Genomic DNA, 23,060 nt, shown 5'->3' with positions numbered 1-23,060 from the left:
GCCCCTAGAATATTCCTTGCAAGCCGGTAAACTTGTCGTACTCGATGTCTGTTTCAGATAGGAGCAATTCATCATAACACAGTTACTTTGATGCATCACTACAAATAGTATTGTATATCAAATTATGGAGCTAGACTTGTCTGAAATCACCCGTTTTTATTTATTTTTTTTGCATACAAAAAACCGGAGCTACAGGTGGAAAATACCACCCCATAGCTCCGGCTTTGATTTGTCTATTTATTATTCACCCATTAATTTCAAAGCGTGATCAAGCACTTTTTCACCGTTCATCGTACCGTAAGCTGTCATATCAATAACGTCAACTGGAACACCCGTTGGTTCAGCTAATTTATCAACAGTTGATTTTTGGTAGCGAACTTGAGGCCCAAGCAATACTACATCTGCTGTATCAATAAGTCCATTGATTTCTGAGATAGAATATGCAGCAATTGTTGCTTCTAACCCTTTTGCTTCTGCTGCTTTTTGCATTTTTGTTACTAATAAACTTGTGGACATTCCTGCCGCACATACTAATACGATATTTTTCATCAAAAATCTTTCCTTTCGATTTTAGGGTAGCTTTCTTTTTACTATATTCATTATACTCATAATACAGCGTTTACACAAGGTTGAGCTTCTGCAATCCGTGAAACGCTCATTTCGGTTGTTAAAAGCTTTGCTCCGATGCTCATGTACTTTTGTACATGCTGCTTCGGAACTCGCTTTAGCCTAGGAGCAAAGCGTTTCTCGGCGCGCGTGAGTCTGATAAAAACTTTTTGTGTTTAAATGGGAAAGTTACATATTATGCACACACAAATCAATTAATTATCACTGATTTATAAGATGGTAATTTTTTCAATCGTTATATCATGAACTGGTTTGTCTTGGGCACCAACGCTGACAGATTGGATTTCATCTACTACATCCATGCCATCTACTACTTGGCCAAATACTGTGTGGCGCCCATCTAAATGTGGTGTTCCACCAGCTCTATAAGCTTCAATTACCTCAGCCGGGAATCCTGCGCCTTCCATTTGTTTAGCCATTTGTGGATGTAGGTTTTTATTTGTAACGATGAAGAATTGGCTACCGTTTGTTCCTGGACCTGCGTTTGCCATTGATAAAGCTCCACGGATATTGAAGGCCTTTGGTGAGAATTCATCTTCAAATGGTGCTCCCCAAATGCTTTCACCACCGTAACCTGCGCCTTCTGGATCGCCACCTTGAATCATAAAATCTGCAATAACACGGTGGAAAATGATACCTTCATAGTAGCCATTTTCAGCGTGTGTTAGAAAGTTTTCTACTGCTTTTGGCGCGATTTCTGGAAATAGTTTTAATTTTATTGTTCCGCGATTTGTTTCCATCGCTACCAATTTTTCGTTTTCTGCTACTTCTTTTGATAATTGTGGATAATATGTCATTTTAAATCTCCTCTTTTTCCTTTAGTTGACTGCTCTTATTTGAACCAGATTATGAGTAAGTTCACAAATACAGCGAGTACATATATACATAATAAACTAGCCGCGCCCCAAATAACAATTTTTTTTGACCATGTTGCCTCCTCTTCTTAGAGCGTTTTATTTTTGTTTCTGTCATTCTTTATTCTATAATGGAAATAGATATTTGGAAACTAATAAGGAATAGAGATGGTTTTTATGTCAATTAAAACACGGAATCTGTACATTTTAATGATCGCGAATTTATTAATTTCGGCCAGTACAACGATGATTATGCCGTTTTTATCGTTGTATATTGAAACGTTTGGAAATTATAGTGAAGCATATGTGCAACGCTGGGCTGGATATATTTTTGGTGTGACTTTTTTTAGTCGCTTTTATTTTTTCGCCAATTTGGGGACGAATTGGGGATAAGTATGGGTTTAAGAAAATTTTGATGTTTACGGCTTTTGGAATGAGTGTGAGCATTTTTCTTATGGGTTATGCTCATTCAGTCACATATATGATGGTTTTACGAATTTTTATGGGGGTCGTTACTGGCTTTATTGGAATTTCGAACGCTTTTATTGCGAGGCAAACAGATCGTAGTGAAGCTGGGAAAGTGCTGGGGACTTTGCAATTGGGCGGTGTAACTGGTATGCTGTTTGGTCCGCTACTCGGTGGGGCTTTGGCTGATTTTTTCGGTTTTTCAAGTACCTTTATTATTACAGGGGTTGCAATTTTTGTAGCAGCTTTACTTGTTTCATTTGGTTTGAAGGAAGTTCAGCCGGATTTGGAGGACGTGAAAAAAGTGACTTACTCACGCCGAGAAGTGCTGAAACATATTTTTAAGTTGCGAGTTTTGATGATGGTGATGATTATTTCATTGCTCATTCAAGTCGCAAATTTTAGTGTTCAACCCTTACTTGCGCTTTACGTTGGAGAACTGACTCATACTGATAATGTAGCGTTGTTGTCTGGGCTTGCTTTTTCGGCGGCTGGTTTTGGAAATTTGGTTATGACACGAAAATGGGGCGAGCTGGGAGATAAGTATGGGTATGAGAAAAATTTTAAATATATTGCTAATTATGGCGGCAATTTTTGTTTTACCGCAAGCTTTTGTTCCAAATTTGTGGTTGTTTATTTTCTTCCGCTTTTTGTTCGGAATTGCAATTGGTGGGATGGTGCCTTGTATCACAGCTTATATTCGTTTATCAGCTCCGGGCCAAATGCAGGGTGAGATGCTTGGCTATAACCAGAGTGCACGTTTTCTTGGGAATGTGATTGGTCCGATTCTTGGCGGGACAATGGCTGGATTTGTTGGGATGAGCAATGTTTTTGTCTTTACGAGCTTCATGTTTGTTGTTGCCTTTGTATTGCTTTGGTTTAGCTTGAAATCGGATCGAAAGCGCCATGTAAATGTGGACTAATTATCAAAACTGGAAAATACATTAAAAAAGTTGTTGTTCTTTTTTGAGAGCAACAATTTTTTATATTTTTCACCTTTCTACATATTTATAGAATTCGAAAAACATTACCCTTCTCACACGTTGCTCAAGATTCTACCCTTTTTTTCAGGTAATTAAGTATGCTATAATAAAAAATGTGACAAACAACGCGTGCTCCATGCCTTATTTCTTAGGCATATCCACGAGCACAGAATCACAGCCTATTTTTTTATCTTCGGGTTTTCATTTTAAGCTTCTATGCTTTCCTAAATAAATTGTGATGTTTCGTCATATTTTAGATATTAATTTTCACCAAGGAGGGAGAACTTTTGTCATTTCTACACCTCGCCATTTTCTTGCCATTTATCATGGCTATGTTAATTCCCATTTTCTATCGTTGGACCAAGCAACTGCATACTGGATGGATTGTTTTGCCGATTCCTGTCATCTTATTTATCTATTTTTTGACGTTTATTCCGCAAACAATGGATGGGATTGTCACACAGACAATGCCTTGGATTCCATCGCTCGGTATTAATTTTACGGTCGTTGTGGACGGGCTTAGTTTATTATTTGCTCTGCTTATTACAGGGATTGGGTCACTTGTTACGTTTTACTCTATTTTCTACTTAGGTAAAAAGAAGGAGCGTTTAAACAATTTTTATGCATTCCTGTTCATTTTTATGACGGCTATGCTCGGAGTTGTTTTGAGTGATAATTTAGTTGTTCTTTATTTATTTTGGGAAATGACCTCGATTAGTTCATTTCTACTGATTGGATATTGGTATCATCGAGAAAGATCGCGTTATGGCGCGCGAAAATCATTATTTATTACTGTATTCGGAGGCTTAATGCTTCTTGGCGGGATTTTATTGCTTCACCTTATTACGGGATCATTCTCGTTGCGTGAAATTATTTCAGAGGTAGCACTTGTTCAAAACAGTTCACTATTTATTCCTGCTATGATCTTTATTTTACTAGGTGCTTTCACAAAATCAGCGCAGGTTCCATTTCATATTTGGTTGCCTGACGCGATGGAGGCCCCAACGCCAGTTAGTGCATATTTACATTCAGCAACGATGGTCAAAGCTGGAATTTATTTAGTCGCTCGGTTTACACCTCTTTTCGCGGTATCTGGGGCTTGGTTTTGGACAATTTCGTTAGTCGGGATTGTGACCTTGTTCTGGGGTTCGATTACAGCGACGAAGAAAACGGATTTGAAGGCGATTTTGGCCTATTCAACGATTAGTCAACTCGGTTTGATTATGACACTATTAGGCGTCGGAGCTGCGGCACTTCATTTTGATTCTTGGAATGACAACATTTATATTGGTGCGATTGTAGCTGCAATTTTCCATTTATTTAACCATGCTACTTTTAAAGGTAGTTTGTTCATGATGGTTGGGATTGTGGATCATGAGACTGGGACGCGGGATATTAAGCGGCTCGGTGGTTTGATGCAACTTATGCCGATTACAGCGACGATTGCTTTTATCGGGACGTTCGCAATGGCTGGATTACCGCCATTTAATGGTTTTTTGAGTAAGGAAATGTTTTTTCAAAGTATGATAGACGTGACATCGTTGAACTTGTTTCAGGCAGAGACGTGGGGCGTCATATTACCAATCATTGCTTGGATAGGAAGTATTTTTACATTTGTTTATAGCATGATTATTTTCTTCAGGACTTTCGGTGGCAAACTTAAACCGCATTTACTGCCGCAAAAACCGCATGAGGCACCAGTTGGATTGCTATTACCGCCGATGATTTTATCTGCACTTGTTGTAATTACAGGCGTTTTCCCCAATTTGCTTGCCAAACCGTTGCTTGAACCTGCAGTAAAATCAATCATGCCTTCGCTTTATGGGACTGGTTACTCGATTCATATCAGTTTCTGGCATGGCTTCACGATGGCATTGCTGATGACGGCTGGCGTAATTATTTTGGGCATTTTTCTTTATAAAACAACGAATTGGTGGCGACCTTTTATTTCTGAGAAAGTTCCGGCGTTTTTCCGTTGGGGTAAAGCGTATGATAATGGAATGTATTATATGGAACAAGGATCGTATCGCTTTACTTTATGGGTAATGACTGGTTGGTTGCGAACGTATCTAAACTATATGTTGACGGCTTTTATTATTTTGATGTTGGGCACGATTTTCATGACGGATGCGCTTAATTTTGATATTTCAGCAATTTCGCGTGTTACGATGATGGATTATGTTTTAGTCTTGGTCGTAGTTGTAACGCTTATCGGTATCGTATTTTCAAAATCGCGCATTACCTCCATTATTTTGCTTGGGGCGATGGGCTATACGATTAGTATTTTCTTCATCGTAGCTAGGGCACCAGACCTTGCTTTAACACAGCTCGTAATTGAGACAATTTCAGTTGTGCTTTACCTGCTTGTTTTCTACCATTTGCCACAGTTCAGTAATATTGAGGAAAAACCACGATGGTTCTCTGTAAAAACTTTTATTAGTATTGGTGTTGGGTTAGTCGTTTTCTTAATTTCTATTTCAGCTTATGATACGACGTTCTATGATTCGATTTCGCAGTATTATATTGATAACACGTATACGAAAGCGGCTGGGAAAAATATTGTTAACGTGATTCTAGTCGATTTCCGTGGTTTTGATACATTATTTGAAACGGCTGTTCTCGCTGTCGCATCCATTGGTATTTTTGGAATGATAAAATTACGCTTAGCTGGGAGGGAAAAAAATGAAAACAAATGACGTATTGCTACGTAATGTTACCAAGGTTGTTGTCTTTATTATTTTCCTGTTCTCGCTTCACTTATTCTTAGCTGGACATTACAATCCTGGTGGTGGATTCGTTGCTGGCTTGATTTCGGCTGGTGCAGTGACGCTGACCTTGATTGCTTATGACTCGCAAACTGTGAGAAGCATGTTAAATATAAATACGATTATGATGACTGGTGTTGGCTTATTGTTTGCAGTTGGCACTGGCATGATTGGTATTTTGACTGGTGATCCTTTTTTAACGCATAAATTTGGTCACGTAGACTTGCCTATTCTGGGCGATACATCGCTACACACCGCAACAATTTTTGACTTGGGTGTTTATCTAGTCGTTGTTGGTGTAACGCTTACGATAATTCAGACGATTGGGGAGAGTGACTAGATGGAACTGTTGATGTCGATTTTAATTGGGCTTATGTTTATGGCCGCCACTTACCTCATTCTTTCCAAAAGTTTGTTGCGTATTATTCTTGGAACGGCAATTTTAAGTCATGGGGTTAACCTGCTTATTTTGACGATGGGCGGTTTAAAAAAAAGGAAAGGCTCCCCTACTTGATACTCCTGGGCTTTCTGCTTATAATGACCCTCTGCCACAAGCTTTAATTTTGACGGCGATTGTTATTAGTTTTGGTGTGACTGCTTTCTTCCTTGTTCTTGCTTACAGGGCTTATCAGGAACTTAATAGTGAGAGCGTTTCTAAGACAAGGGGGCATGAAGCAGATGATGAGTAACCTTGTTTTAATGCCCATTTTGATTCCGTTTTTCGGAGCAATTTTTCTGATGCTACTACCGCGAAAAGTAATGATACAACGTGTACTAGCAGTTATTACGAGCGCGATTCTTATTCTAGCTAACTTCTACCTAATTTATTATGTGTATCAACATGGGATTTTGGTCGTAACACTTGGAAACTGGCCAGCTCCCTTTGGCATTTCGATTGTTGGTGACATGTTCGCTATCCTGCTCGTAACAACGACGAGTTTAGTGCTTCTTGGGGCGCTAATTTATTCGTTTTACTCTATTGGGAAGCCGCGGGAACGATTTTTATACTATCCGGCTGTCTTGTTTATGATTGTTGGAGTGAACGGCTCGTTCTTGACTGGAGACATTTTTAACTTGTTTGTTTTCTTTGAAGTAATGTTGATGGCATCTTACGTATTACTCGTTTTAGGCGGAACGAAGGGACAATTGAAGGCTACAGTAAAGTATCTATTAATAAACGTTATTGGCTCAGCGTTTCTCGTTATGGCTATTGCTCTGCTTTACTCAATGGTCGGTACGCTTAACATGGCCGATATCTCACAAAAAATTTCTGAAATTCATGGTGGAAATACTGGGATGATAACGGTTGTTGCAGTGTTATTCTTGTTCGTATTTGGTCTGAAAGCTGGGATTTTTCCGTTGTATTTCTGGTTACCAGGTTCTTACTTTGCGCCACCGATTCCAGTTCTTGCTTTATTTGGTGCTTTACTCACGAAAGTTGGGATTTACGCTATTATTCGTGTCTATACACTATTTTTCTATAATGAAACTAGTTTTGCATTACCGTTATTGTCTACGCTCGCGCTCATTACGATTGTACTTGGCGTCATCGGAGCGATTAGCTATAACGATATGAAAACAATTATGATTTATAATATCTTAATCGCAGTCGGTGTGATTCTGTTTAGCGTCTCGCTCATGACTCGTGAAGCTATGACTGGTGCGATTTTCTACTTGATTCATGATATGTTGATTAAAGGAACGCTTTTCCTCATCATCGGTGTTATTATCGCAATTACCGGCTTTTCGAGCATTAAAAAGTTCAGCGGCCTCATGAGTGTTAAACCATCACTTGGTTGGACTTTCTTTATTGGAGCGCTCGGGCTTGCAGGTATTCCACCACTCAGCGGTTTTATTGGCAAGCTGTTAATTGTGGAAGGAGCTTTTGCAGTGCAGCATTATATTGGCGGTATTATCGTACTTCTTTCTAGCCTATTCGTACTTCTTTCGATGATCAAAATTTTCTCGAAAGGTTTCTGGGGTGAGAAAAAAGGAGCCTTCAATCTAGATATTCCATATCGAAAAATGATGGTACCTATCTTGATGTTACTCACGGTTTCCGTTGCGTATGGTATCTTTTCACAAGGTATGTATCCACTTATTGACAAAGCAGTCGATCCATTAGTTGATCCATCGATTTATATTAAAGCGGTACTGGGGGAGTGAAGCAAAAATGGCGTTTCAATTAATTATCAACCTTATACTTGCCTGTTTGTGGATGTTCCTGCAGTCTGATTTCGCGATAGGAACTTTCATTCTCGGCTTTATTATTGGGATTTTCCTACTGTTCTTCATGCGTCGCTTTCTTGGCTCTCGCTTTTATATTTGGCGAATTTTAGCACTCGTGAAACTCCTATTTAACTTCTTTAAGGATTTAATTATTTCAACTGTTATGGTAGCACGCATCGTTCTCAAAAAGGATATGAACATTCGTCCAGGAATTTTTCGGTACGAAACGACGCTTGAAACCGACTGGGAAGTGACAATGTTGGCGATTTTAATTACGCTGACACCTGGAACGCTTTCTATCGATATTTCTGATGATTACAAAGCAATATACGTGCATTCACTTCATGTTCCGAATATTGAAGAGGAAATCGCGACTATTCGCAAATCCTACGAAGGCGCTATTATGGAGGTGTTCCATTGATTATTATAACCACAGTCTTAGCTATCGCCTTGTTTATGTATTCTGCTTCTATTTTCCTTTACCTATACCGAATTTTAAAAGGACCTACAACTTCTGATAAAGTGGTGGCACTCGATTCGATTGGGATGAACCTCGTTGCTATTGTGGCGCTACTCTCGATGCTACTTGATACAAACGCCTATTTGGACGTTATTCTCTTGATTGCTCTGCTTGCTTTTATCGGCACTGTCTCGTTTGCTAAATTTGTAGAGAAAGGCAAGGTGATTGAACGTGAACGTGATAATTGAGATTATTATTTCGATCATGATTCTTATCGGCGCCTCACTAAGTATTTTAGCAGCGATTGGCGTAATTCGTCTGCCTGATGTTTACACCAGAACGCATGCCGCGGGTATCAGCAATACATTCGGCGTAAGTTTGCTACTTTTTGCAACGGTTGGCTACTTTTTTCATACTGGAGAAGGTTTTAATGCTCGGGTTCTACTTGCAATCTTGTTTATTTACTTAACAACGCCGATTGCCTCTCACTTGATTAACCGTGCTGCTTACGATACTGGTGTACCCTTGGCGATTCGCATTCGTGACCAACTACGTTCTGTGAAAAAAGACGACATTAAGAAGCGAAAAAATGTCATTATCAAACAAGAACAGTTGGAGCGCGCGCGTCAGGAGCGTGAAGAGTTAGAGGATCAACTCGACTGGGAATTGCGTGATGAAAAAATTATCCAACGCGAGGAATCAGAAGATGTTGCGCGTGAACATGAGGAGACATTGATTGAGCTTGAATCTGATGACTCAGAACAAGAGATTATTGAGCTTGACGAAGAGAATGAAGATACAGATAAAAAAGAATAGATAAAAAATGCCATGTCTCACATGAAAGATAGGAGACATGGTATTTTTTTATGCTGATTTTCCTTTAATAGCTAAGGTACAGCGGCTTACGCATAGAAGCTTATTATCCGCCTCACTACGAATTTCGACGTGCCAAACTTGTGTTGTTCTTCCAATGTGGATAGGCTCTGCCGTAGCAAGCACGTAGCCATCCCGTACTGATGAAATATGATTTGCATTAATCTCAAGACCAAACGCGATTTCATTTGCACTCACATGCGCTGTGGCACCAATACTAGCTACCTGTTCAGCAAGTGCCACAGAAGCCCCGCCATGTAAAAAACCAAATGGTTGACGCGTTTTTTCATTAACTGGCATTTTCACAACGGCAACATCTTTTGTTAGTTCAATCAATTCCATTTCCAAGTATTCACCTAAACTCATAACGCTTGTCCCCTCCCATCTCTTCCTTCTATTATAGTCGTTTATTTCTAACGATGCACCCGTAAAACTGTTTTGAACAGAGGAGGTTTCCATTCCCATTTCTTGTGGTACAATACTAATATAACTGTTTGCTAAGGAAGAGGAGATCGCCATGTTAATCAATGTACCTTTAATTGCTTCACTCATTGCTATTTTTTTCGCGCAATTTGTCAAAGTTCCAATCCATTTGCTCGTTTATCGTAAAATGCAATGGAGTCTTATGTTTTCCACAGGAGGTATGCCTAGCTCGCATTCCGCAGCCGTTACAGCACTCATGACTACGCTTGCGATTTCATACGGAATTGATTCTCCTTATTTCGCTATCGCTGTCGTATTCGGTATCATCGTAATGTTTGATGCTACCGGTGTTCGCCGTCAAGCCGGTGAGCAAGCCGTTGCACTCAACAAATTAGCTCGTGATTTTCATGAATTTGTCGAACACGCAAAAGGCCTGACAGAACCAGGACAAGAAGAGAAGCAAAAACATTTGAAAGAAATGCTTGGTCATAAACCGATGGAAGTTTTCTTCGGAGCTTTGACTGGTATCGCGATTGGATTTATCGTCGATTATCTATTTGGCCTTTTATAGGAATTAAAAATAGGAGCAAAAGTCAGATACTTAAAAACTGACTTTCGCTCCTATTTTTAGCTTACTTATAGAACTTAAATTTACCTTTATTCATCATGACACCAGTTCCACCAATTTGGTATAACGCACGGTCATCAATTATTTTTTTCATAACGGATGCTGGGTAACCCTTCAAGCTTCTGCCCATTACGACACCAATCGCATCGTTGTCTCCGATAGAGCATACCGTACCTTTTTCATGATAGATGAATGGTGCTAAATCTGTGGTCAACCCTTTTACCATCTTAGCAAGGTTCGCTGCAGCAATATCTGCTTGTTGCATCGCAATTTGCGCTGTTGGCGGGTATGGACGATCATTTTCAGGATTAATCATTAACGAGCAATCCCCAATAATCAAAATTTCTTCGTTACCTGGAACCGTCAAATCGTCATTTACTTTCACACGACCACGTCCAGCTTCAAATCCAGAAGCTTCGATAACGCTATTTCCGCGTACCCCAGCTGCCCAGATAACTGTTGCTGCTTTGATTTCCACATCTTCCGTTTCACTTTTTGCATATTTAATACCGTCTGCTGTAGCTTCTTTCACTGGAGTTCCAACGTTGAATTCTACACCACGGTCTTCTAAAACGCCAACGCCATAGTCCACTAGTTTTGCATCAAATTGTGGCAACACTTTTGGTGAAGCTTCCATACAAACTATGCGGACTTTTTCACGAGGCACGTCATATTTTTTCACAAGTTCTGGAATGCGGTTTGTTAGTTCCCCTAAGAACTCGATACCCGTGAATCCAGCGCCACCAACGACAATTGTTAATAGTTCATCGCGTTGTTCTGTTTTCCATTTTGCAAAACTACCTTCGATTTGAGCTCGAATTTTCTTAACAGAATCGATGCTAGTAATCGTGTACGCGTATTCTTTCAAACCGCTGATACCAAAAGTTTCTGCTTCTGATCCAAGTGCAATCAGCAAGAAGTCGTACGAAATATCCCCTTTGTTCGTCAATGTTACTGTTTTGTCGTCTTTGTTGATTTTCTCCACAGTATCTTGAATGAAGGTTGTTTTTGTTGGGTTGACTACTTTCGCGATTGGATACATTAGTTGTTCTGCTTCTAATGTTCCTGCAGCAGCTTCATGTAACCATGTTGTTTCATGATGATAGTCATTTTTGTTCACCAATACTAATTCTGCTTCAACATTCAATTGTTGCAACTTACGCAACGTTTTCAAGCCACCGTACCCAGCTCCCAGAATGACGATTTTTGGCTTACTCATCTGTATCACATCCACTTTCCCATTGTATTTTTCTCACAAAAAAATTGCATCAGGGCTGAGCCTAATGACAATTATGTAGATTGCGCTTAAACATCTACGTCTCAAGCAAGAAGGCAAAAAGCCCTCACCCTATATCATAGCTCTTTCAAGTCTTTTTTTTCAAGAGAAGAAGCTCACAATATATGAAAAATCTAGCTGGACAACTTGGTATTTCCACAAAGCTATTGGCATACTGTTTCTATCCGTTTTGTGGTAGAATGGTCTTGTGATGAAAAACTGTGAGAATATTTATTTTAGGAGGTTTTTTGGTGGACGATCAAACAAAAATTTATGATATAACGATTATCGGTGGAGGCCCAGCAGGATTATTCGCAGCTTTCTATGCTGGCATGCGTAAAGCAAACGTAAAAATTATCGAGAGCTTACCTCAACTAGGCGGGCAACTATCTACCCTTTATCCGGAGAAATATATTTATGACATTCCAGGTTTCCCGAAAGTACGCGCGCAAGAATTAGTCAATAACTTGATTGCACAAATGAAACCTTTTGACCCAACTATTTGTCTAGAAGAAGCCGTAGCAAGCGTTGAGAAACAAGCAGATGGCACATTTGAAATTAGTACAAATCAAGATACGCATTACAGTAAGGCAATCATTATCACTGCTGGAAATGGTGCCTTCCAGCCTCGTCGCCTCGAGCTAGATGATGCGATACAATATGAAGGTAAAAATCTGCATTATTTCATCAATGATTTGAGTCGCTTTTCAGGCCGACGTGTAGCCGTTTGTGGTGGTGGAGATTCCGCAGTGGACTGGGCTTTAATGCTTGAGCCAATTGCAAAAGAAGTATCTATCATCCATCGTCGCAATGCTTTTCGTGCCCATGAACATAGCGTTGAGAAACTCGAGCAGTCATCAATTACAATTAAAACCCCATTTATTCCAACTAATATCATCGGTGATTCTGAGAAAATGACGCAAATTGTTTTGGAGGAAGTAAAAGGGGATCGAAAGGAAGTCCTTGAGATTGATGATTTCATTGTGAATTACGGTTTCGTGTCCTCATTAGGTCCTATTAAGGAGTGGGGGCTTGATATTGAGCGGAATTCGATTGTTGTCAATTCCAAAATGGAGACAAACATTCCAGGTATTTATTCCGCAGGTGATATTTGTACGTATGACGGTAAGGTTAAACTGATTGCGACAGGATTTGGAGAGGCACCTACAGCTGTGAACAACGCGATGAACTATATCGATCCAAAGTCTCGAGTACAACCAATGCATTCAAGTTCGATGTTTGATTAATGCACTAAAAGCTGTTAAGTTCGGACACAAGAGCATTTCACAAAAAATGGATATAACAAATCAATAAGTAGCTTGGGAACGTGAAATTCACAAAACTAATCCTAGAAAGGAAGTTTTCAGATGAACGTATTAGTAATAGGGGCAAATGGCCAAATAGGAAAACAAACCGTTGCATTACTAGTAAAAAAAAAACGGGTGTCAACGTTATAGCTATGATTCGCAAAGAAGAACAACGAGCAGCTCTTGAACAACTTGGTGCAAAAGTAATTATTGCCGATTTAGAAGATAACTTTAGTTCAGCCTATAACAATATCGATACTGTTATTTTCTCTGCTGGCTCTGGTGGACATACAGGGCCTGAGAAAACAATTGCTATCGATCAAAATGCAGCAATCAGAGCGGTCCAGTATGCTGAACATTATAACATCTCCCACTTTATTATGGTTAGTTCCGTTTGGGCTGATAAACCAGAAAATGGTCCTGAATCACTCAAAGACTATCTAATAGCTAAAGGAAACGCTGATAAAGAACTCCAAAAAAGTCAGCTCAATTATACAATCGTTCGTCCTGTACTGCTGACAAACGAACCGGCGACTGCACATATCAGTGATTACACAACGGGTCGCACCACTATTACGCGAGCCGATGTTGCCCTTTTCCTAAACACCATTGTTGGTAATGTCAAGACATACAAACAAACCTATACCTTTCAAAACGGGGATACGCCGATAGAAAAATTTATTAAGTAAAAAAAGGCCAATTCTAAAGAGCCGCCATACTCTTTGGAATTAGCTTTTTTTTCTGTCAAAATGGATTATCCTCTAAAAACTGATAAATATTAGCAATTAAGTCTGCCGGTGTCTCTCCTCGCACCACTTCACCATCCACCAGCGCGAACATAGAAGAAGCGCATAAATCACAGTACGTTAAGCAGTCATATTCAATCACATCTAAACTCGCATCTGCATCTAGCTTATCAAATGCTTCCTGCGCACCTGAAGCTAAATTATTTACACAAAATTCAACAATTGGATTCATGATTACCTCCCATTCAATTTATGCTGGTTGATAGCCACGATCTGTCATCATTGCATAAATATCCTTCAGACGCGGGTTCCCTTCTGCTATAACACGACCGTCAATCACAATCACAGGATACATGTAGTCTTCTTCTACAATCATTTTCGCGATACGCTTCATCTCCGCTTCTTCTTGTGGGGCAAAAATATCAACATACTCCACTTGAAAAGGCTGTTCAGGAAACTTACGACCGATCGCTGCTCTGAGCCACTCCTCCGTTTCTTTAGAAGATGGAGATCCAACACAACTAGCACAGATATTTGACGATCCATAAACAAAAATTTTCGCTTCTTTTTCCATCTTGCTCACCTCTCTTTCATTCTACAAAATACGGGCTTCAAAAGCGAGTAAACCGGTTTCTTAATTGAATTATAAAATTATTTAGATATGTATTTGTTGACAGTTTATTCTGTCTATATTATACTTACCTATAGTTACTTTAGTGCGTTTAAGCAGTGCATAAGGAACTAGTTTCATTGTTTGTTACCGTGCTTAATCCACACGGTTAACATAAAAGTAACACTCCCTTTTTTTTAGTCAGATTTACCCATCTGACTATATAAACTTGCCTCGTCCCTTCTTGAGCCTTAGGGACGGGGCATTTTGTTGGGACTGTTCGAATGAAATGAGTTACAGTCCCAATATACATGTGAGTGTAACGAGCATGTAATCCTACCGCGACTGTTCGAATAAAATGCATCACAGCTCCAACATGTAATCCTACCCTGACGATTCAAATGAAATGCGTTACAACTATGCCTACGAGTACCCTAGTAAGTAGCCCTCTAGTTTCACCTCACAACTTTCGCATGCTTCAACGAGCCCAACAATGAGCGTTTGTCGACATGCTGAGTAACTCCTCGATTTATCATGCTCATTCCTTTCTCTATTATTAACCTAGCCACAACATGTTCCATTGACTTCCCTTGCCTCCTAATCTTCCAAACACTATCCCTTTCTTTTTTTGCTAAGGCTGTTATAATAGGAGTGTAAGTGAGAATTATTCACAGTTAGGAAGGAGTCGAATGCCATGAATAGCGAAATGTATGCGGAAGTGGATACTGCTCTTAAGAAATTTAGACCGTTTTTGGTTAGAGATGGTGGCGACTATGAACTTGTTGAAGTGACACCAGATGGCATTGTAAAAATTCGTTTATTGGGGGCTTGCGAAACGTGCCCTAGTTCTGATATGACTTTAAAAATGGGAATTGAACTCACCTTAGCTGAAAGAGTAATAGGTTTTAAAGAGGTTGTTCAAGTTTTCTAAAAGGAAGCTGATGCCTATTTTGTTTAAGTTGGGAGAGATACGAATGGTCGAGAAACAAAAGTGAATTAGAAAAAAAAAGCGAGAGAATGGCTCATAGAACGTGGGGTTACCATCGATGATATTGCCGACTTAGTTCTATTCCTACAAAAAAAAATACCATTCCGCGTTAAGCCTTGATATTTGTCGTGAGAATGTGGAGCGTGTTTTGCGCAAACGTGAGGTTCAAAATGCGATTTTAACAGGGATTCAACTAGATGTCCTAGCGGAAGAAGGAAAGCTTGTCCAACCGCTTCAAAACATCATCGGTGCTGATGAAGGCTTGTATGGCGTCGATGAGATTCTAGCACTCTCTATCGTCAACGTTTATGGCTCTATCGGGTTCACGAATTACGGTTACATTGATAAAGTAAAACCTGGTATCCTTGAAAAATTAAATGAACATGATGGTAAACAGGTCCACACGTTTCTTGATGATATTGTAGGCGCGATTGCCGCAGCTGCTGCGAGTAGATTGGCACACAGCTATCATGATGATATCGTACAATAAAACCAAAAAGAAACATCGCAACTTATTCCTGCGATGTTTCTTTAGTCGCGCTTATAATTTCGACTTGCTGAACTGAATTTTTATTTATGCTTTGCATCGTAAAGCGCCATCCGGACTCCTCTAAAAAATCTTCTGTTTCCAAATCAAATTTTTGATATAATAATCAACCTGAAAGCATATGAACATCATGACTATTTAGCTCGATTCCAAGCGCTTCACTAACAGCTTCCCTTATTACAAATTCACTCGCCATAAAAAAGCCGTCATTATAATTAGAAAAACAATAAAAATATCATTTAATATCGCCATATCTCCGTGCCTCTCCCGATTACTAATAAAAAAACGGACACCAAAAATCAGTATCCGCCCTCATTTATGTCTTATTATAATTCCCATTCTGACAAATTCATAACGCGATGAATCGGTTGTACTTCTTTCATTGCTAACTGTTCTGGTGAGGTAAAACCAGTATGCACAATCAGCGTATCAATACCAAATCGGATTCCTGCTAAAATGTCCGTTTCATAGTTATCACCAACCATGATAACACGCTCTTTCTTCACACCAAGCTTTGCGATTGCTTGCTCCATTATAATTGCTTCTGGTTTTCCGATAAAAATCGGTTTCACACCCGTCGCTATCGTCACAACAGATGTGATAGAACCATTACCAGGCAATAAGCCTCGCTCAGTCGGGATTGCGGCATCACCGTTTGTCGAAATAAACATCGCACCCTCTCGAACTGCCATCGTTGCAATTGCCAATTTCTCATAGTTAATATCGCGATCAATTCCCATCACTACAAAATCAGGATTTTCAGATGTCAATTCAAAACCAGCCTTCTGGATTTCGTGTCTAACGCCCTCTTCACCAATTAAATAAACCCTCTTCTTGCGATTCACCTGCTCCAACATGAACTGAACCGTCGCTTGCGATGTCGTAAAAACTTGATTCGTTGTCGCTGGAATATCGAATTTTCGCAAAGTAGCCGCTACTTGTTCTGGTGTTTTTGAAGAATTATTCGTAACATACAAATATGGAATGTGCGCCTGATCCAATTTCTCAATAAAGCCCTGCGCCTCTGGTATTGGTTCACTTCCAAGATACATTGTTCCATCCAAGTCAATTAAATACCCATCATATTTCACTACCACTTACCTCTTTCCTTGCTCCGCTTATTTCACTACTTTTTTAATCACAAAATATTTGCATCCAAAATTACAATACTCATATAAATACTCTTTTAACGTACTAATTTTTGTGTCATATGTTGCTTTTCTATTGTCGTCGTCAAAAAAACCTTTCAATCGCAACTGATCGTAACCCCAATCTCCAACGATATAATCATAGCGCGCTAAAATATCGCTGTACCGATCCGTTAAGGCCTCTTCATCAAATGCTTCCCGGTTATCTTCAATAATTTCATATGTCGTATTCTGAATCGTAATCATTATTTCATTTGACCTCCTTCGTCGTACTTTTCTTTTAATTTCCAAGTCATCACATCACGCAACAATTCCGGCGTGTACACTTCTTTTACTGCTACCCGTTTAATAATCGGGAAAAATGGCGCATAAACAAACGTATCGTGCGTCGCAATACGGTATATTTTATCGGGCTCAATTACAGCCCCATCCCATAAAGCCACATTTAATGCTACATCAAATGTCATCCGCTTCGTCAAAATCGCTCCAAAAACCTCTCCCCGAAAACCAAAGCCTCGTAATGGTATATCTCGCAATTCCGACTCTTTTTCGGCAATCTCTTGAATTAAAACTCCCAACTCAATACCCGTCATTGAAAGCACAATAAAGTTTAGTGGATGGGGTAGCAACTGATGGATATCATATGCTGTTACGATTCCTGTCGGTAAATCCGTCATATAGATACCAGCATTCGTCAAGAATGTATCTGCACCAGTCCACTCACAAGCAGCCTCATGGAATAATTCTGAAATCTCGGAGCTTTTAAACCAATTATGCTCTAATTGATGCGGAAGTGCAACCACTTTTTGACTCAATTCTGCCTCCCCTTGTTCTCGAAAAGCCTTGATCTGGTTCTCTTCATCCACAGGAGCTGGAAAATCCGAGACCGCATGCACACGCGCTTGCTTTGACACTAATCTACCAGCTATTTCATCGAATTCTAAAGTCACTTCTCCTACATATTCGCCCCAACGGCCAGCAGCAGCAAGCAAAGTACCATCGACCTCTTTACCATGTTCCAATAAATGATGTGTATGTCCGCCTAAAATAAGATCAATTTCCGGTATTTCCGTTGCAATTTTTTCATCTAATGGCAAACCCAGGTGACTAAGTAAAATCGTAACATCTGCCTGAACCTTACTAACCTCGCGTTTAATCGCTTGAATTGGCTCTTCAATTCCCCATCCTAATGACTCATAATACTCTGTAAAGCAAGCCGTAGCACCAATAATCGCAATTTTGACACCTTCCTGCTGAATATAAATATGACCCTTCGCAAAACGCGCCAGCTCCGTCTGCGCCTGATCTTCATACACATTACAACAAACCACTGGAAAAACTGCATCGTCGTATAAGTGCGCCAATTCCGCATGTCCAAGTGCCGCACCCTCATTATTACCAATTGTCACCGCATCATACGGCAAAGCGTTTAACAAAGCTACATTCCCTTGCCCCATCGATCCTTCCGTATATGGATGCATCCGATCAATAAAATCGCCAATATCAAAAAATAAATCACCCTGCATAGCCAATCGTTTTTCACGTAAAAAAGTAAAGATGCGTGGCCACTTCTCCAGATGACTATGAATATCATTTGTATGCCAAATCGTTAAACGTTTCATGATAACATCCCCTTCTTCCTTCTCTTTCTATTGTAGCCTAAATGGTTGCTTTTGACACGTCACAAAACTACTTTTATTCCTTATGTCTCTTTTCAATTATCACAAAAAAGCGTATGATGAACAATATATAATAAAGGGGGCTTATTCCTTGGACATCTATCAAATTTTTGCGCTTTTGCTTATTGCTATTTTTGCAGGCGTGCTGGGCTCTGTGCTCGGTCTTGGTGGCGGAATCATCGTCACACCAGCGCTTACACTTCTATTTGGCATCGATATTAAATACGCTATTGGGGCCAGTATTATTTCCGTCATAGCAACGAGTAGCGGCTCAGCTATCGCCTACATAAAAGATCGTATCACCAATTTGCGTGTCGGCATGTTTCTTGAAATCGCAACTACACTTGGCGCCATCACCGGAGCATTTGTTGGTGGACTCCTTTCTGCCACAGCACTCTATATGATTTTTGGTCTTCTACTTCTATACTCCGCCATTACTATGATTAAAAAAGTCGGTTCTGAATTCCCAACAAACGTGAAACCTGACCCAATTGCAACAAAGCTACGCCTTCACGATACCTATTATGATAAAGCGCTACGTCAACAAGTAGATTACGAAGTCGCAAATGTCCCTGCAGGATTTAGCGTTATGTACGGAGCTGGGATTGCTAGCGGACTACTCGGCATCGGAAGCGGTGCTTTTAAAGTCATGGCATTAGATGTATTCATGAAAATGCCACTCAAAGTTTCTAGTGCAACCAGTAATTTAATGATGGGTGTCACAGCAGCAGCAAGTGCCACCGTGTATCTATTCCGCGGTGATATCGATCCAATAATTGCTGGCCCTGTCGCAATTGGTGTCCTAATTGGAGCAACCATCGGCACAAGAATTATGCAAAGACTAAAAAGTAAAGTCATTCGTCTCGTATTTATTCCTGTTTTGATTTACGTAGCATTACAAATGATTTTAGAAGGATTGGGGTGGATCTAAATGGTTGATAAGTCAACAACTGACGCAGAAATGCACCGTGTGGAAGCCGTTGTTAGTGGATTACTACGTATCGGTGTTCTACTTAGCGCTGCCATTATTCTCATCGGTCTATTACTTCTGCTGTTCACCAGAGCAAGCGGTTATCCTGGAGCGACCTATCCAACAACACTGACAGCTATTTTTACAGGAATTGGCGAATTCAAGCCGTATGCGATTATCATGTTCGGGCTTTTCTGTCTTATTTTAACACCAGTACTACGCGTTTTGGTATCCCTTGCCACATTCTTAAAAGAGAAGGATTACCTGTACGTTGCAATAACAGCAATCGTTCTCATCATTCTAGCAATCAGTTTCCTAATTGGCACTACAGAGTAAACAAAAACACTAGAGTCTGGGCCATAACCCAAATAAATCGGCGACAAGCGCTCGCATTGTTGGGACTGTTCGACATGAAATGAGTTACAGTCCCAATATGCATGAGAATAAAGTGAGCATGTAATCCTTCCTGACTGTTCGACTTGAAATGAGTTACAGCACCAATATGCCTATGAGCAATGCTCATAGGCGGTCCTTCCAGATTTTCGAACAAGGATGCTGTTCCTTTCTATGGTTCTTCTACGCTGGCGCTTCGCATAACTTCTTACATGGTCGGGGATACGACTCTCTTCCTGCTTTCAATCATCACTTACACCAGTATGCTCCGCTTTGTTGTGGTTCTTTGAAGCAAAGCGAATTAGAACCACAATATGCAAAGGAATGGAATACGTTTGCCATCCTCATTCCACCAAATCCCTTAAATACAAACGCTTTCGCTCGATTTGTGTAAAGCAAGATTCATGTTTTCCCAAAAAAGGAAATCGTGATACCTTGCTTATTTTTGTGTCGAAATATCTTTGTCCTACCCTCTACTGTTTTTCATTGTTATAAATTGGTGCTTCTTCTCGAATCAATACATCATAATTCTGCTCTTGTGCCAACATTCGATGCAACACCACTTTTTTCTCATCCAATAGCGCTTCATAAAACACTAGATAGGCCTTACCAACCCTAACCTTACGATACTCACGAGAATATTTAGAATCCTGTAAAATCACTCCCATCATTGGAAAAATGGTTAATCGTGACTCGACCTTCATAAGCTTCTCAAAAAATTTATCCTTCTGCTCCACACTACAGTACTGATAATCCAAATAATGAATAATAGAAGCCACATCTTCCTGAAAAGCATCTGACCACTCTATTTGAATATTACTACTCATATGCTAAACCCGCTTACTATTAACTCTCAACTTTGACCAACCAATACTTGATGTAACTATACGGTTATTTTGCTTATCCTCTTGTGATTCCCTCAGTTTATTCAAAATGTCTAATTCATTAGAAACGATGATTCTGTCCAATGTCGGAGGAACGGTATGTGTATTGTTTTTTCTCGTCATAGTTATCTCTCCTTTTCTTTCGTCTCTTCATAATAACACAATTAGAAAGCTTTATCAAAGAATTTACTCAAAAAGAGTGAAAAAGAGTTTTTACTAGGGATGAGGAATTTTTCTACAGCATTGCACACTTTAAAAACACAAAATAAGGGAAGAAATACATCTCCCCTCAAAAATCATATATCAAATAAATTCATTTGCATGGGTGCAAGTCCTTCATAGGAAATATTTAATGCTTTTTGAAGTTGTTTCGCATTATCCGCTGCATCTCCGCCAGAATTATTATTAAAAATCACAATCACTTCTTTGGAATGTTTTTGTAAATGTCTAATATTTTCTGCCCAATAATTGATTTCCTCTTCATTATAACGATAAAGCGTCCTAACTTCGCGCCATTCAGGACTATTCGCTTTCATCCATCCCGCGCTATTTCTCCCATGCAGACGCACTAAAGTCATCGCTTCATTCGTTGCTCTCAATACAATTGGTACGCTGCCATTTCCAACTTGAGGCTCATCAACAACCGTATGAATAAAACCCAAATCCTTTAGCAAATCCAGCGTTTGTGGCGTATTCGTCTCCGTATACCAAGTCTTATTCCGAAATTCGATGGCAAGCGGCAAGTCTCCCATTTTTTCACGAATTGCCCGTAAGTAAGTCACATTTTCTTTCGTACAACCAAAATACGGCGGGAATTGAAATAGAATCGCTTTAAGTCTCCCACTTTCACTCATCGGCGCAATCGCATCCATAAATCGACGATACATCTCTGTTTCCGAATCATAATACTGCTGCCATTCCTTATGTCTTGTCATCGCTTGAAAAGCCTTCACGACAAATGAAAACTCTTCTGGGGTCCTCTCCACCCATCGTTCCGTCGTAAGCGGTGAAGGAATCGCATAAAAGCTCGTATCCACTTCCACCATCGGAAAATTTCCCGCATAGTCCTCTAATTTGTGTTTGCTCGTACTTGAATACAATGTTTCATGATCGCTCCATCCCGTCAGCCCAATCGTTATCATTACAAAACTACCCCTCTCTATCGCTTAGATTTCATTGCTCGCGTAATCGTCAAGTCCTTTTGGTTCGCTAATTTCAAATATTCCGGATTATCCACCGCCACCAATTTCACATAACCATCCTGATTAAAATGCAACCCCCAGCCGTATCGCTTACCAAGTGGCGACGTCCGCATACATGCTTGGCTCTTACTAAAAAAAGCTTCTCTTTCTGCTTCGCGTGCCTCCTCTGGAATATTTTTATGCAACATATGCGTCTCAAAAAGCACTTCCTCCTGCATATATTTATAATCATGACCATTTAAAAGTTCAAACTGAATCTCACCAACCGTTTTATTTTGCCGTTTCGTATTAGGAATTTCTCCATGATCAGCTATACTGTCTTCTGCGACCAAGATAAATGTATTATAATAGTTTAAATTCATTTTTTGCACCTACTTCTAATTTTTATTGTACAATAACAAAAAGGAGGCATGTTATCATGATTCTAGAAAGCGCTCTACTCCAAGTCGCACAAGGTGATAAAAGTCAATTCGAGAAAGATTTTTCCATTGCGTCAGAAATTATTAGTTCAATGCCTGGCTATATCCAACATGAATTACATCAATGCCTAGAAAATGAAACGGAATATTTATTACTCGTTCAGTGGGAAACCTTAGAAGCTCACACGGAAGGCTTTCGAACATCAGATGCTTATGAAGATTGGAAAAAGCTCCTCCACCATTATTATAACCCTTTCCCCAAAGTGAAGCACTTTACACGAATTATTTAATACGAAAAAGAGGTTGGACATAACCCAGATAAATCGGCGACAAGCGCTCGCATTGTTGGGACTGTTCGAAATGAAGTGAGTTACAGTCCCAATATGCCTATGAGTATCGCGAATAGGTGGCCCTTTCTACGGTTCTGCTACACAAGAGCAGTTTCGCTTAACTTCTTGCATGGTCGAGGAAACTACCCTCTCCCTGCTTTCAGTCATCATGTACAGTCGTACACTCCGCTTTGTTGGGACTGTTCGAAATAAAATGAGTTACAGTCCCAATATACATGAGAGCAAAGCGAGCAT

24 protein-coding genes and 4 pseudogenes are annotated in these 23,060 nt (G+C 39.9%); 16 read left to right on the top strand and 12 right to left on the bottom strand.

The genetic code is table 11. From position 1 onward, the window contains the following. Positions 1–240: 240 nt before the first annotated feature. Both PROCOU_RS14340 and PROCOU_RS14335 read right to left on the bottom strand, forming a co-directional pair. Entirely contained in the window at positions 241–549 is a 309-nt protein-coding gene (locus PROCOU_RS14340; protein WP_036073678.1) for a PTS sugar transporter subunit IIB, read from the bottom strand. 287 nt (positions 550–836) lie between these two features. Further along, entirely contained in the window at positions 837–1,424 is a 588-nt protein-coding gene (locus PROCOU_RS14335) for a peptidylprolyl isomerase (RefSeq protein WP_036073676.1), read from the bottom strand. Positions 1,425–1,658: 234 nt separating this feature from the next. Between PROCOU_RS14335 and PROCOU_RS14330 the strand changes: the two are divergent. The 8 genes and pseudogenes from PROCOU_RS14330 (at position 1,659) to mnhG (ending at position 9,199) form a co-directional block, all read left to right on the top strand. After that, positions 1,659–2,869: pseudogene (locus tag PROCOU_RS14330) on the top strand (MFS transporter). Positions 2,870–3,216: 347 nt separating this feature from the next. Further along, entirely contained in the window at positions 3,217–5,625 is a 2,409-nt protein-coding gene (locus PROCOU_RS14325) for a Na+/H+ antiporter subunit A (protein WP_036073674.1), read from the top strand. Next, on the top strand, positions 5,612–6,034 hold the full coding sequence (locus PROCOU_RS14320) for a Na(+)/H(+) antiporter subunit B (protein ID WP_036073673.1): 423 nt from the start codon (positions 5,612–5,614) through the stop codon (positions 6,032–6,034). The genes PROCOU_RS14325 and PROCOU_RS14320 overlap by 14 nt, the downstream gene beginning before the upstream one ends. Beyond that, positions 6,035–6,383, top strand: a pseudogene (locus PROCOU_RS14315) (Na(+)/H(+) antiporter subunit C). It abuts the gene before it with no gap. Beyond that, positions 6,373–7,860, top strand: a complete 1,488-nt coding sequence (locus PROCOU_RS14310) for a Na+/H+ antiporter subunit D (protein WP_036073672.1) — start codon at positions 6,373–6,375, stop codon at positions 7,858–7,860. The pseudogene PROCOU_RS14315 and the gene PROCOU_RS14310 overlap by 11 nt, the downstream one beginning before the upstream one ends. Before the next feature lie 7 nt (positions 7,861–7,867). Next, positions 7,868–8,344 carry a Na+/H+ antiporter subunit E gene (locus PROCOU_RS14305; RefSeq protein WP_036073670.1) on the top strand — a complete coding sequence of 159 codons (477 nt, stop codon included), beginning with the start codon at positions 7,868–7,870 and terminating at the stop codon, positions 8,342–8,344. A gap of 35 nt (positions 8,345–8,379) precedes the next feature. Then, a complete protein-coding gene (locus PROCOU_RS14300) occupies positions 8,380–8,631 on the top strand; it encodes a Na(+)/H(+) antiporter subunit F1 (protein WP_260444280.1) in 252 nt (83 codons plus the stop codon). Beyond that, positions 8,615–9,199: a monovalent cation/H(+) antiporter subunit G gene (gene mnhG / locus PROCOU_RS14295; RefSeq protein WP_036073667.1), complete on the top strand. Its 585-nt coding sequence runs from the start codon at positions 8,615–8,617 to the stop codon at positions 9,197–9,199. The genes PROCOU_RS14300 and mnhG overlap by 17 nt, the downstream gene beginning before the upstream one ends. Positions 9,200–9,247: 48 nt before the next feature. Here mnhG and menI read toward each other — a convergent pair whose 3' ends face one another. Next, positions 9,248–9,622: a 1,4-dihydroxy-2-naphthoyl-CoA hydrolase MenI gene (gene menI, locus PROCOU_RS14290; RefSeq protein ID WP_036073665.1), complete on the bottom strand. Its 375-nt coding sequence runs from the start codon at positions 9,620–9,622 to the stop codon at positions 9,248–9,250. 151 nt (positions 9,623–9,773) lie between these two features. Between menI and PROCOU_RS14285 the strand changes: the two genes are divergently transcribed. Then, entirely contained in the window at positions 9,774–10,250 is a 477-nt protein-coding gene (locus PROCOU_RS14285) for a divergent PAP2 family protein (RefSeq protein ID WP_221639790.1), read from the top strand. A gap of 61 nt (positions 10,251–10,311) precedes the next feature. Here the strand turns inward: PROCOU_RS14285 and PROCOU_RS14280 are convergent, their stop codons facing one another. Beyond that, positions 10,312–11,526: an NAD(P)/FAD-dependent oxidoreductase gene (locus PROCOU_RS14280; RefSeq protein ID WP_036073660.1), complete on the bottom strand. Its 1,215-nt coding sequence runs from the start codon at positions 11,524–11,526 to the stop codon at positions 10,312–10,314. Between the two features lie 308 nt (positions 11,527–11,834). On the opposite strand from PROCOU_RS14280, the gene PROCOU_RS14275 reads away from it, so the two are divergent. Beyond that, entirely contained in the window at positions 11,835–12,830 is a 996-nt protein-coding gene (locus PROCOU_RS14275; protein WP_036073658.1) for an NAD(P)/FAD-dependent oxidoreductase, read from the top strand. 120 nt (positions 12,831–12,950) lie between these two features. Beyond that, a pseudogene (locus PROCOU_RS14270) lies at positions 12,951–13,579 on the top strand (SDR family oxidoreductase). Positions 13,580–13,634: 55 nt separating this feature from the next. Here the strand turns inward: PROCOU_RS14270 and PROCOU_RS14265 are convergent. Together PROCOU_RS14265 and PROCOU_RS14260 are read right to left on the bottom strand one after the other, a co-directional pair. Then, positions 13,635–13,868 (bottom strand): YuzB family protein, encoded by a 234-nt coding sequence (locus PROCOU_RS14265; RefSeq protein ID WP_036073655.1) that lies wholly within the window; start codon positions 13,866–13,868, stop codon positions 13,635–13,637. 18 nt (positions 13,869–13,886) lie between these two features. Then, on the bottom strand, positions 13,887–14,210 hold the full coding sequence (locus tag PROCOU_RS14260; RefSeq protein WP_036073652.1) for a YuzD family protein: 324 nt from the start codon (positions 14,208–14,210) through the stop codon (positions 13,887–13,889). Positions 14,211–14,940: 730 nt separating this feature from the next. On the opposite strand from PROCOU_RS14260, the gene PROCOU_RS14255 reads away from it, so the two are divergent. Together PROCOU_RS14255 and PROCOU_RS14250 are read left to right on the top strand one after the other, a co-directional pair. Next, a complete protein-coding gene (locus PROCOU_RS14255; protein ID WP_036073649.1) occupies positions 14,941–15,177 on the top strand; it encodes a NifU family protein in 237 nt (78 codons plus the stop codon). Between the two features lie 93 nt (positions 15,178–15,270). After that, a pseudogene (locus PROCOU_RS14250) lies at positions 15,271–15,724 on the top strand (phosphatidylglycerophosphatase A family protein). A 383-nt stretch (positions 15,725–16,107) separates the two neighbouring features. Here PROCOU_RS14250 and PROCOU_RS14245 read toward each other — a convergent pair. Genes PROCOU_RS14245 through PROCOU_RS14235 form a run of 3 tightly spaced genes read right to left on the bottom strand, consistent with a single transcriptional unit; the run spans position 16,108 to position 18,551 of the window. Next, a complete protein-coding gene (locus PROCOU_RS14245; RefSeq protein ID WP_376700405.1) occupies positions 16,108–16,872 on the bottom strand; it encodes a TIGR01457 family HAD-type hydrolase in 765 nt (254 codons plus the stop codon). Between the two features lie 27 nt (positions 16,873–16,899). Then, entirely contained in the window at positions 16,900–17,178 is a 279-nt protein-coding gene (locus tag PROCOU_RS14240) for a YutD family protein (protein ID WP_133621053.1), read from the bottom strand. Further along, complete coding sequence (locus PROCOU_RS14235) at positions 17,175–18,551, bottom strand: bifunctional metallophosphatase/5'-nucleotidase (protein WP_036073642.1); 1,377 nt, start codon at positions 18,549–18,551, stop codon at positions 17,175–17,177. The genes PROCOU_RS14240 and PROCOU_RS14235 overlap by 4 nt, the downstream gene beginning before the upstream one ends. A 154-nt stretch (positions 18,552–18,705) precedes the next feature. Between PROCOU_RS14235 and PROCOU_RS14230 the strand changes: the two genes are divergently transcribed. Together PROCOU_RS14230 and PROCOU_RS14225 are read left to right on the top strand one after the other, a co-directional pair. Further along, the gene (locus PROCOU_RS14230) at positions 18,706–19,539 is read left to right on the top strand and encodes a sulfite exporter TauE/SafE family protein (RefSeq protein ID WP_376700406.1); all 834 of its coding nucleotides are present in this window, start codon (positions 18,706–18,708) and stop codon (positions 19,537–19,539) included. After that, entirely contained in the window at positions 19,540–19,914 is a 375-nt protein-coding gene (locus PROCOU_RS14225; protein ID WP_036073637.1) for a DUF1634 domain-containing protein, read from the top strand. A 530-nt stretch (positions 19,915–20,444) separates the two neighbouring features. On the opposite strand, the gene PROCOU_RS14215 is transcribed toward PROCOU_RS14225, so the two are convergent. From PROCOU_RS14215 to PROCOU_RS14205, 3 genes are all read right to left on the bottom strand, one after another. After that, positions 20,445–20,798, bottom strand: coding sequence for a type II toxin-antitoxin system RelE/ParE family toxin (locus tag PROCOU_RS14215; protein WP_036073632.1), 354 nt, complete (start codon positions 20,796–20,798; stop codon positions 20,445–20,447). Positions 20,799–21,151: 353 nt separating this feature from the next. Next, positions 21,152–21,997, bottom strand: a complete 846-nt coding sequence (locus PROCOU_RS14210) for a DUF72 domain-containing protein (protein WP_036073630.1) — start codon at positions 21,995–21,997, stop codon at positions 21,152–21,154. A 17-nt stretch (positions 21,998–22,014) separates the two neighbouring features. Beyond that, positions 22,015–22,419 carry a DUF6157 family protein gene (locus tag PROCOU_RS14205; RefSeq protein ID WP_036073629.1) on the bottom strand — a complete coding sequence of 135 codons (405 nt, stop codon included), beginning with the start codon at positions 22,417–22,419 and terminating at the stop codon, positions 22,015–22,017. 56 nt (positions 22,420–22,475) lie between these two features. Here PROCOU_RS14205 and PROCOU_RS14200 point away from each other — a divergent pair, with 56 nt between their 5' ends. Next, complete coding sequence (locus tag PROCOU_RS14200) at positions 22,476–22,766, top strand: antibiotic biosynthesis monooxygenase family protein (RefSeq protein ID WP_036073627.1); 291 nt, start codon at positions 22,476–22,478, stop codon at positions 22,764–22,766. Positions 22,767–23,060: the final 294 nt, after the last annotated feature.

It is taken from the genome of Listeria rocourtiae FSL F6-920 (assembly GCF_000525975.1).
GTDB lineage: Bacteria > Bacillota > Bacilli > Lactobacillales > Listeriaceae > Listeria_A > Listeria_A rocourtiae.
Note: the sequence above shows the minus strand (reverse complement) of the source record. Positions and strands in the feature narration are given on the sequence as shown.

What these genes read in the sequence shown, in the direction of transcription:
- PROCOU_RS14340 (WP_036073678.1), bottom strand. Translation starts at nt 549, where the DNA reads ATGAAAAATATCGTATTAGTATGTGCGGCAGGAATGTCCACAAGTTTA.
- PROCOU_RS14335 (WP_036073676.1), bottom strand. Translation starts at nt 1,424, where the DNA reads ATGACATATTATCCACAATTATCAAAAGAAGTAGCAGAAAACGAAAAA.
- PROCOU_RS14320 (WP_036073673.1), top strand. Translation starts at nt 5,612, where the DNA reads ATGAAAACAAATGACGTATTGCTACGTAATGTTACCAAGGTTGTTGTC.
- PROCOU_RS14310 (WP_036073672.1), top strand. Translation starts at nt 6,373, where the DNA reads ATGATGAGTAACCTTGTTTTAATGCCCATTTTGATTCCGTTTTTCGGA.
- PROCOU_RS14305 (WP_036073670.1), top strand. Translation starts at nt 7,868, where the DNA reads ATGGCGTTTCAATTAATTATCAACCTTATACTTGCCTGTTTGTGGATG.
- PROCOU_RS14300 (WP_260444280.1), top strand. Translation starts at nt 8,380, where the DNA reads ATGTATTCTGCTTCTATTTTCCTTTACCTATACCGAATTTTAAAAGGA.
- menI (WP_036073665.1), bottom strand. Translation starts at nt 9,622, where the DNA reads ATGAGTTTAGGTGAATACTTGGAAATGGAATTGATTGAACTAACAAAA.
- PROCOU_RS14285 (WP_221639790.1), top strand. Translation starts at nt 9,774, where the DNA reads ATGTTAATCAATGTACCTTTAATTGCTTCACTCATTGCTATTTTTTTC.
- PROCOU_RS14280 (WP_036073660.1), bottom strand. Translation starts at nt 11,526, where the DNA reads ATGAGTAAGCCAAAAATCGTCATTCTGGGAGCTGGGTACGGTGGCTTG.
- PROCOU_RS14265 (WP_036073655.1), bottom strand. Translation starts at nt 13,868, where the DNA reads ATGAATCCAATTGTTGAATTTTGTGTAAATAATTTAGCTTCAGGTGCG.
- PROCOU_RS14260 (WP_036073652.1), bottom strand. Translation starts at nt 14,210, where the DNA reads ATGGAAAAAGAAGCGAAAATTTTTGTTTATGGATCGTCAAATATCTGT.
- PROCOU_RS14255 (WP_036073649.1), top strand. Translation starts at nt 14,941, where the DNA reads ATGAATAGCGAAATGTATGCGGAAGTGGATACTGCTCTTAAGAAATTT.
- PROCOU_RS14235 (WP_036073642.1), bottom strand. Translation starts at nt 18,551, where the DNA reads ATGAAACGTTTAACGATTTGGCATACAAATGATATTCATAGTCATCTG.
- PROCOU_RS14225 (WP_036073637.1), top strand. Translation starts at nt 19,540, where the DNA reads ATGGTTGATAAGTCAACAACTGACGCAGAAATGCACCGTGTGGAAGCC.
- PROCOU_RS14215 (WP_036073632.1), bottom strand. Translation starts at nt 20,798, where the DNA reads ATGAGTAGTAATATTCAAATAGAGTGGTCAGATGCTTTTCAGGAAGAT.
- PROCOU_RS14210 (WP_036073630.1), bottom strand. Translation starts at nt 21,997, where the DNA reads ATGATAACGATTGGGCTGACGGGATGGAGCGATCATGAAACATTGTAT.
- PROCOU_RS14205 (WP_036073629.1), bottom strand. Translation starts at nt 22,419, where the DNA reads ATGAATTTAAACTATTATAATACATTTATCTTGGTCGCAGAAGACAGT.
- PROCOU_RS14200 (WP_036073627.1), top strand. Translation starts at nt 22,476, where the DNA reads ATGATTCTAGAAAGCGCTCTACTCCAAGTCGCACAAGGTGATAAAAGT.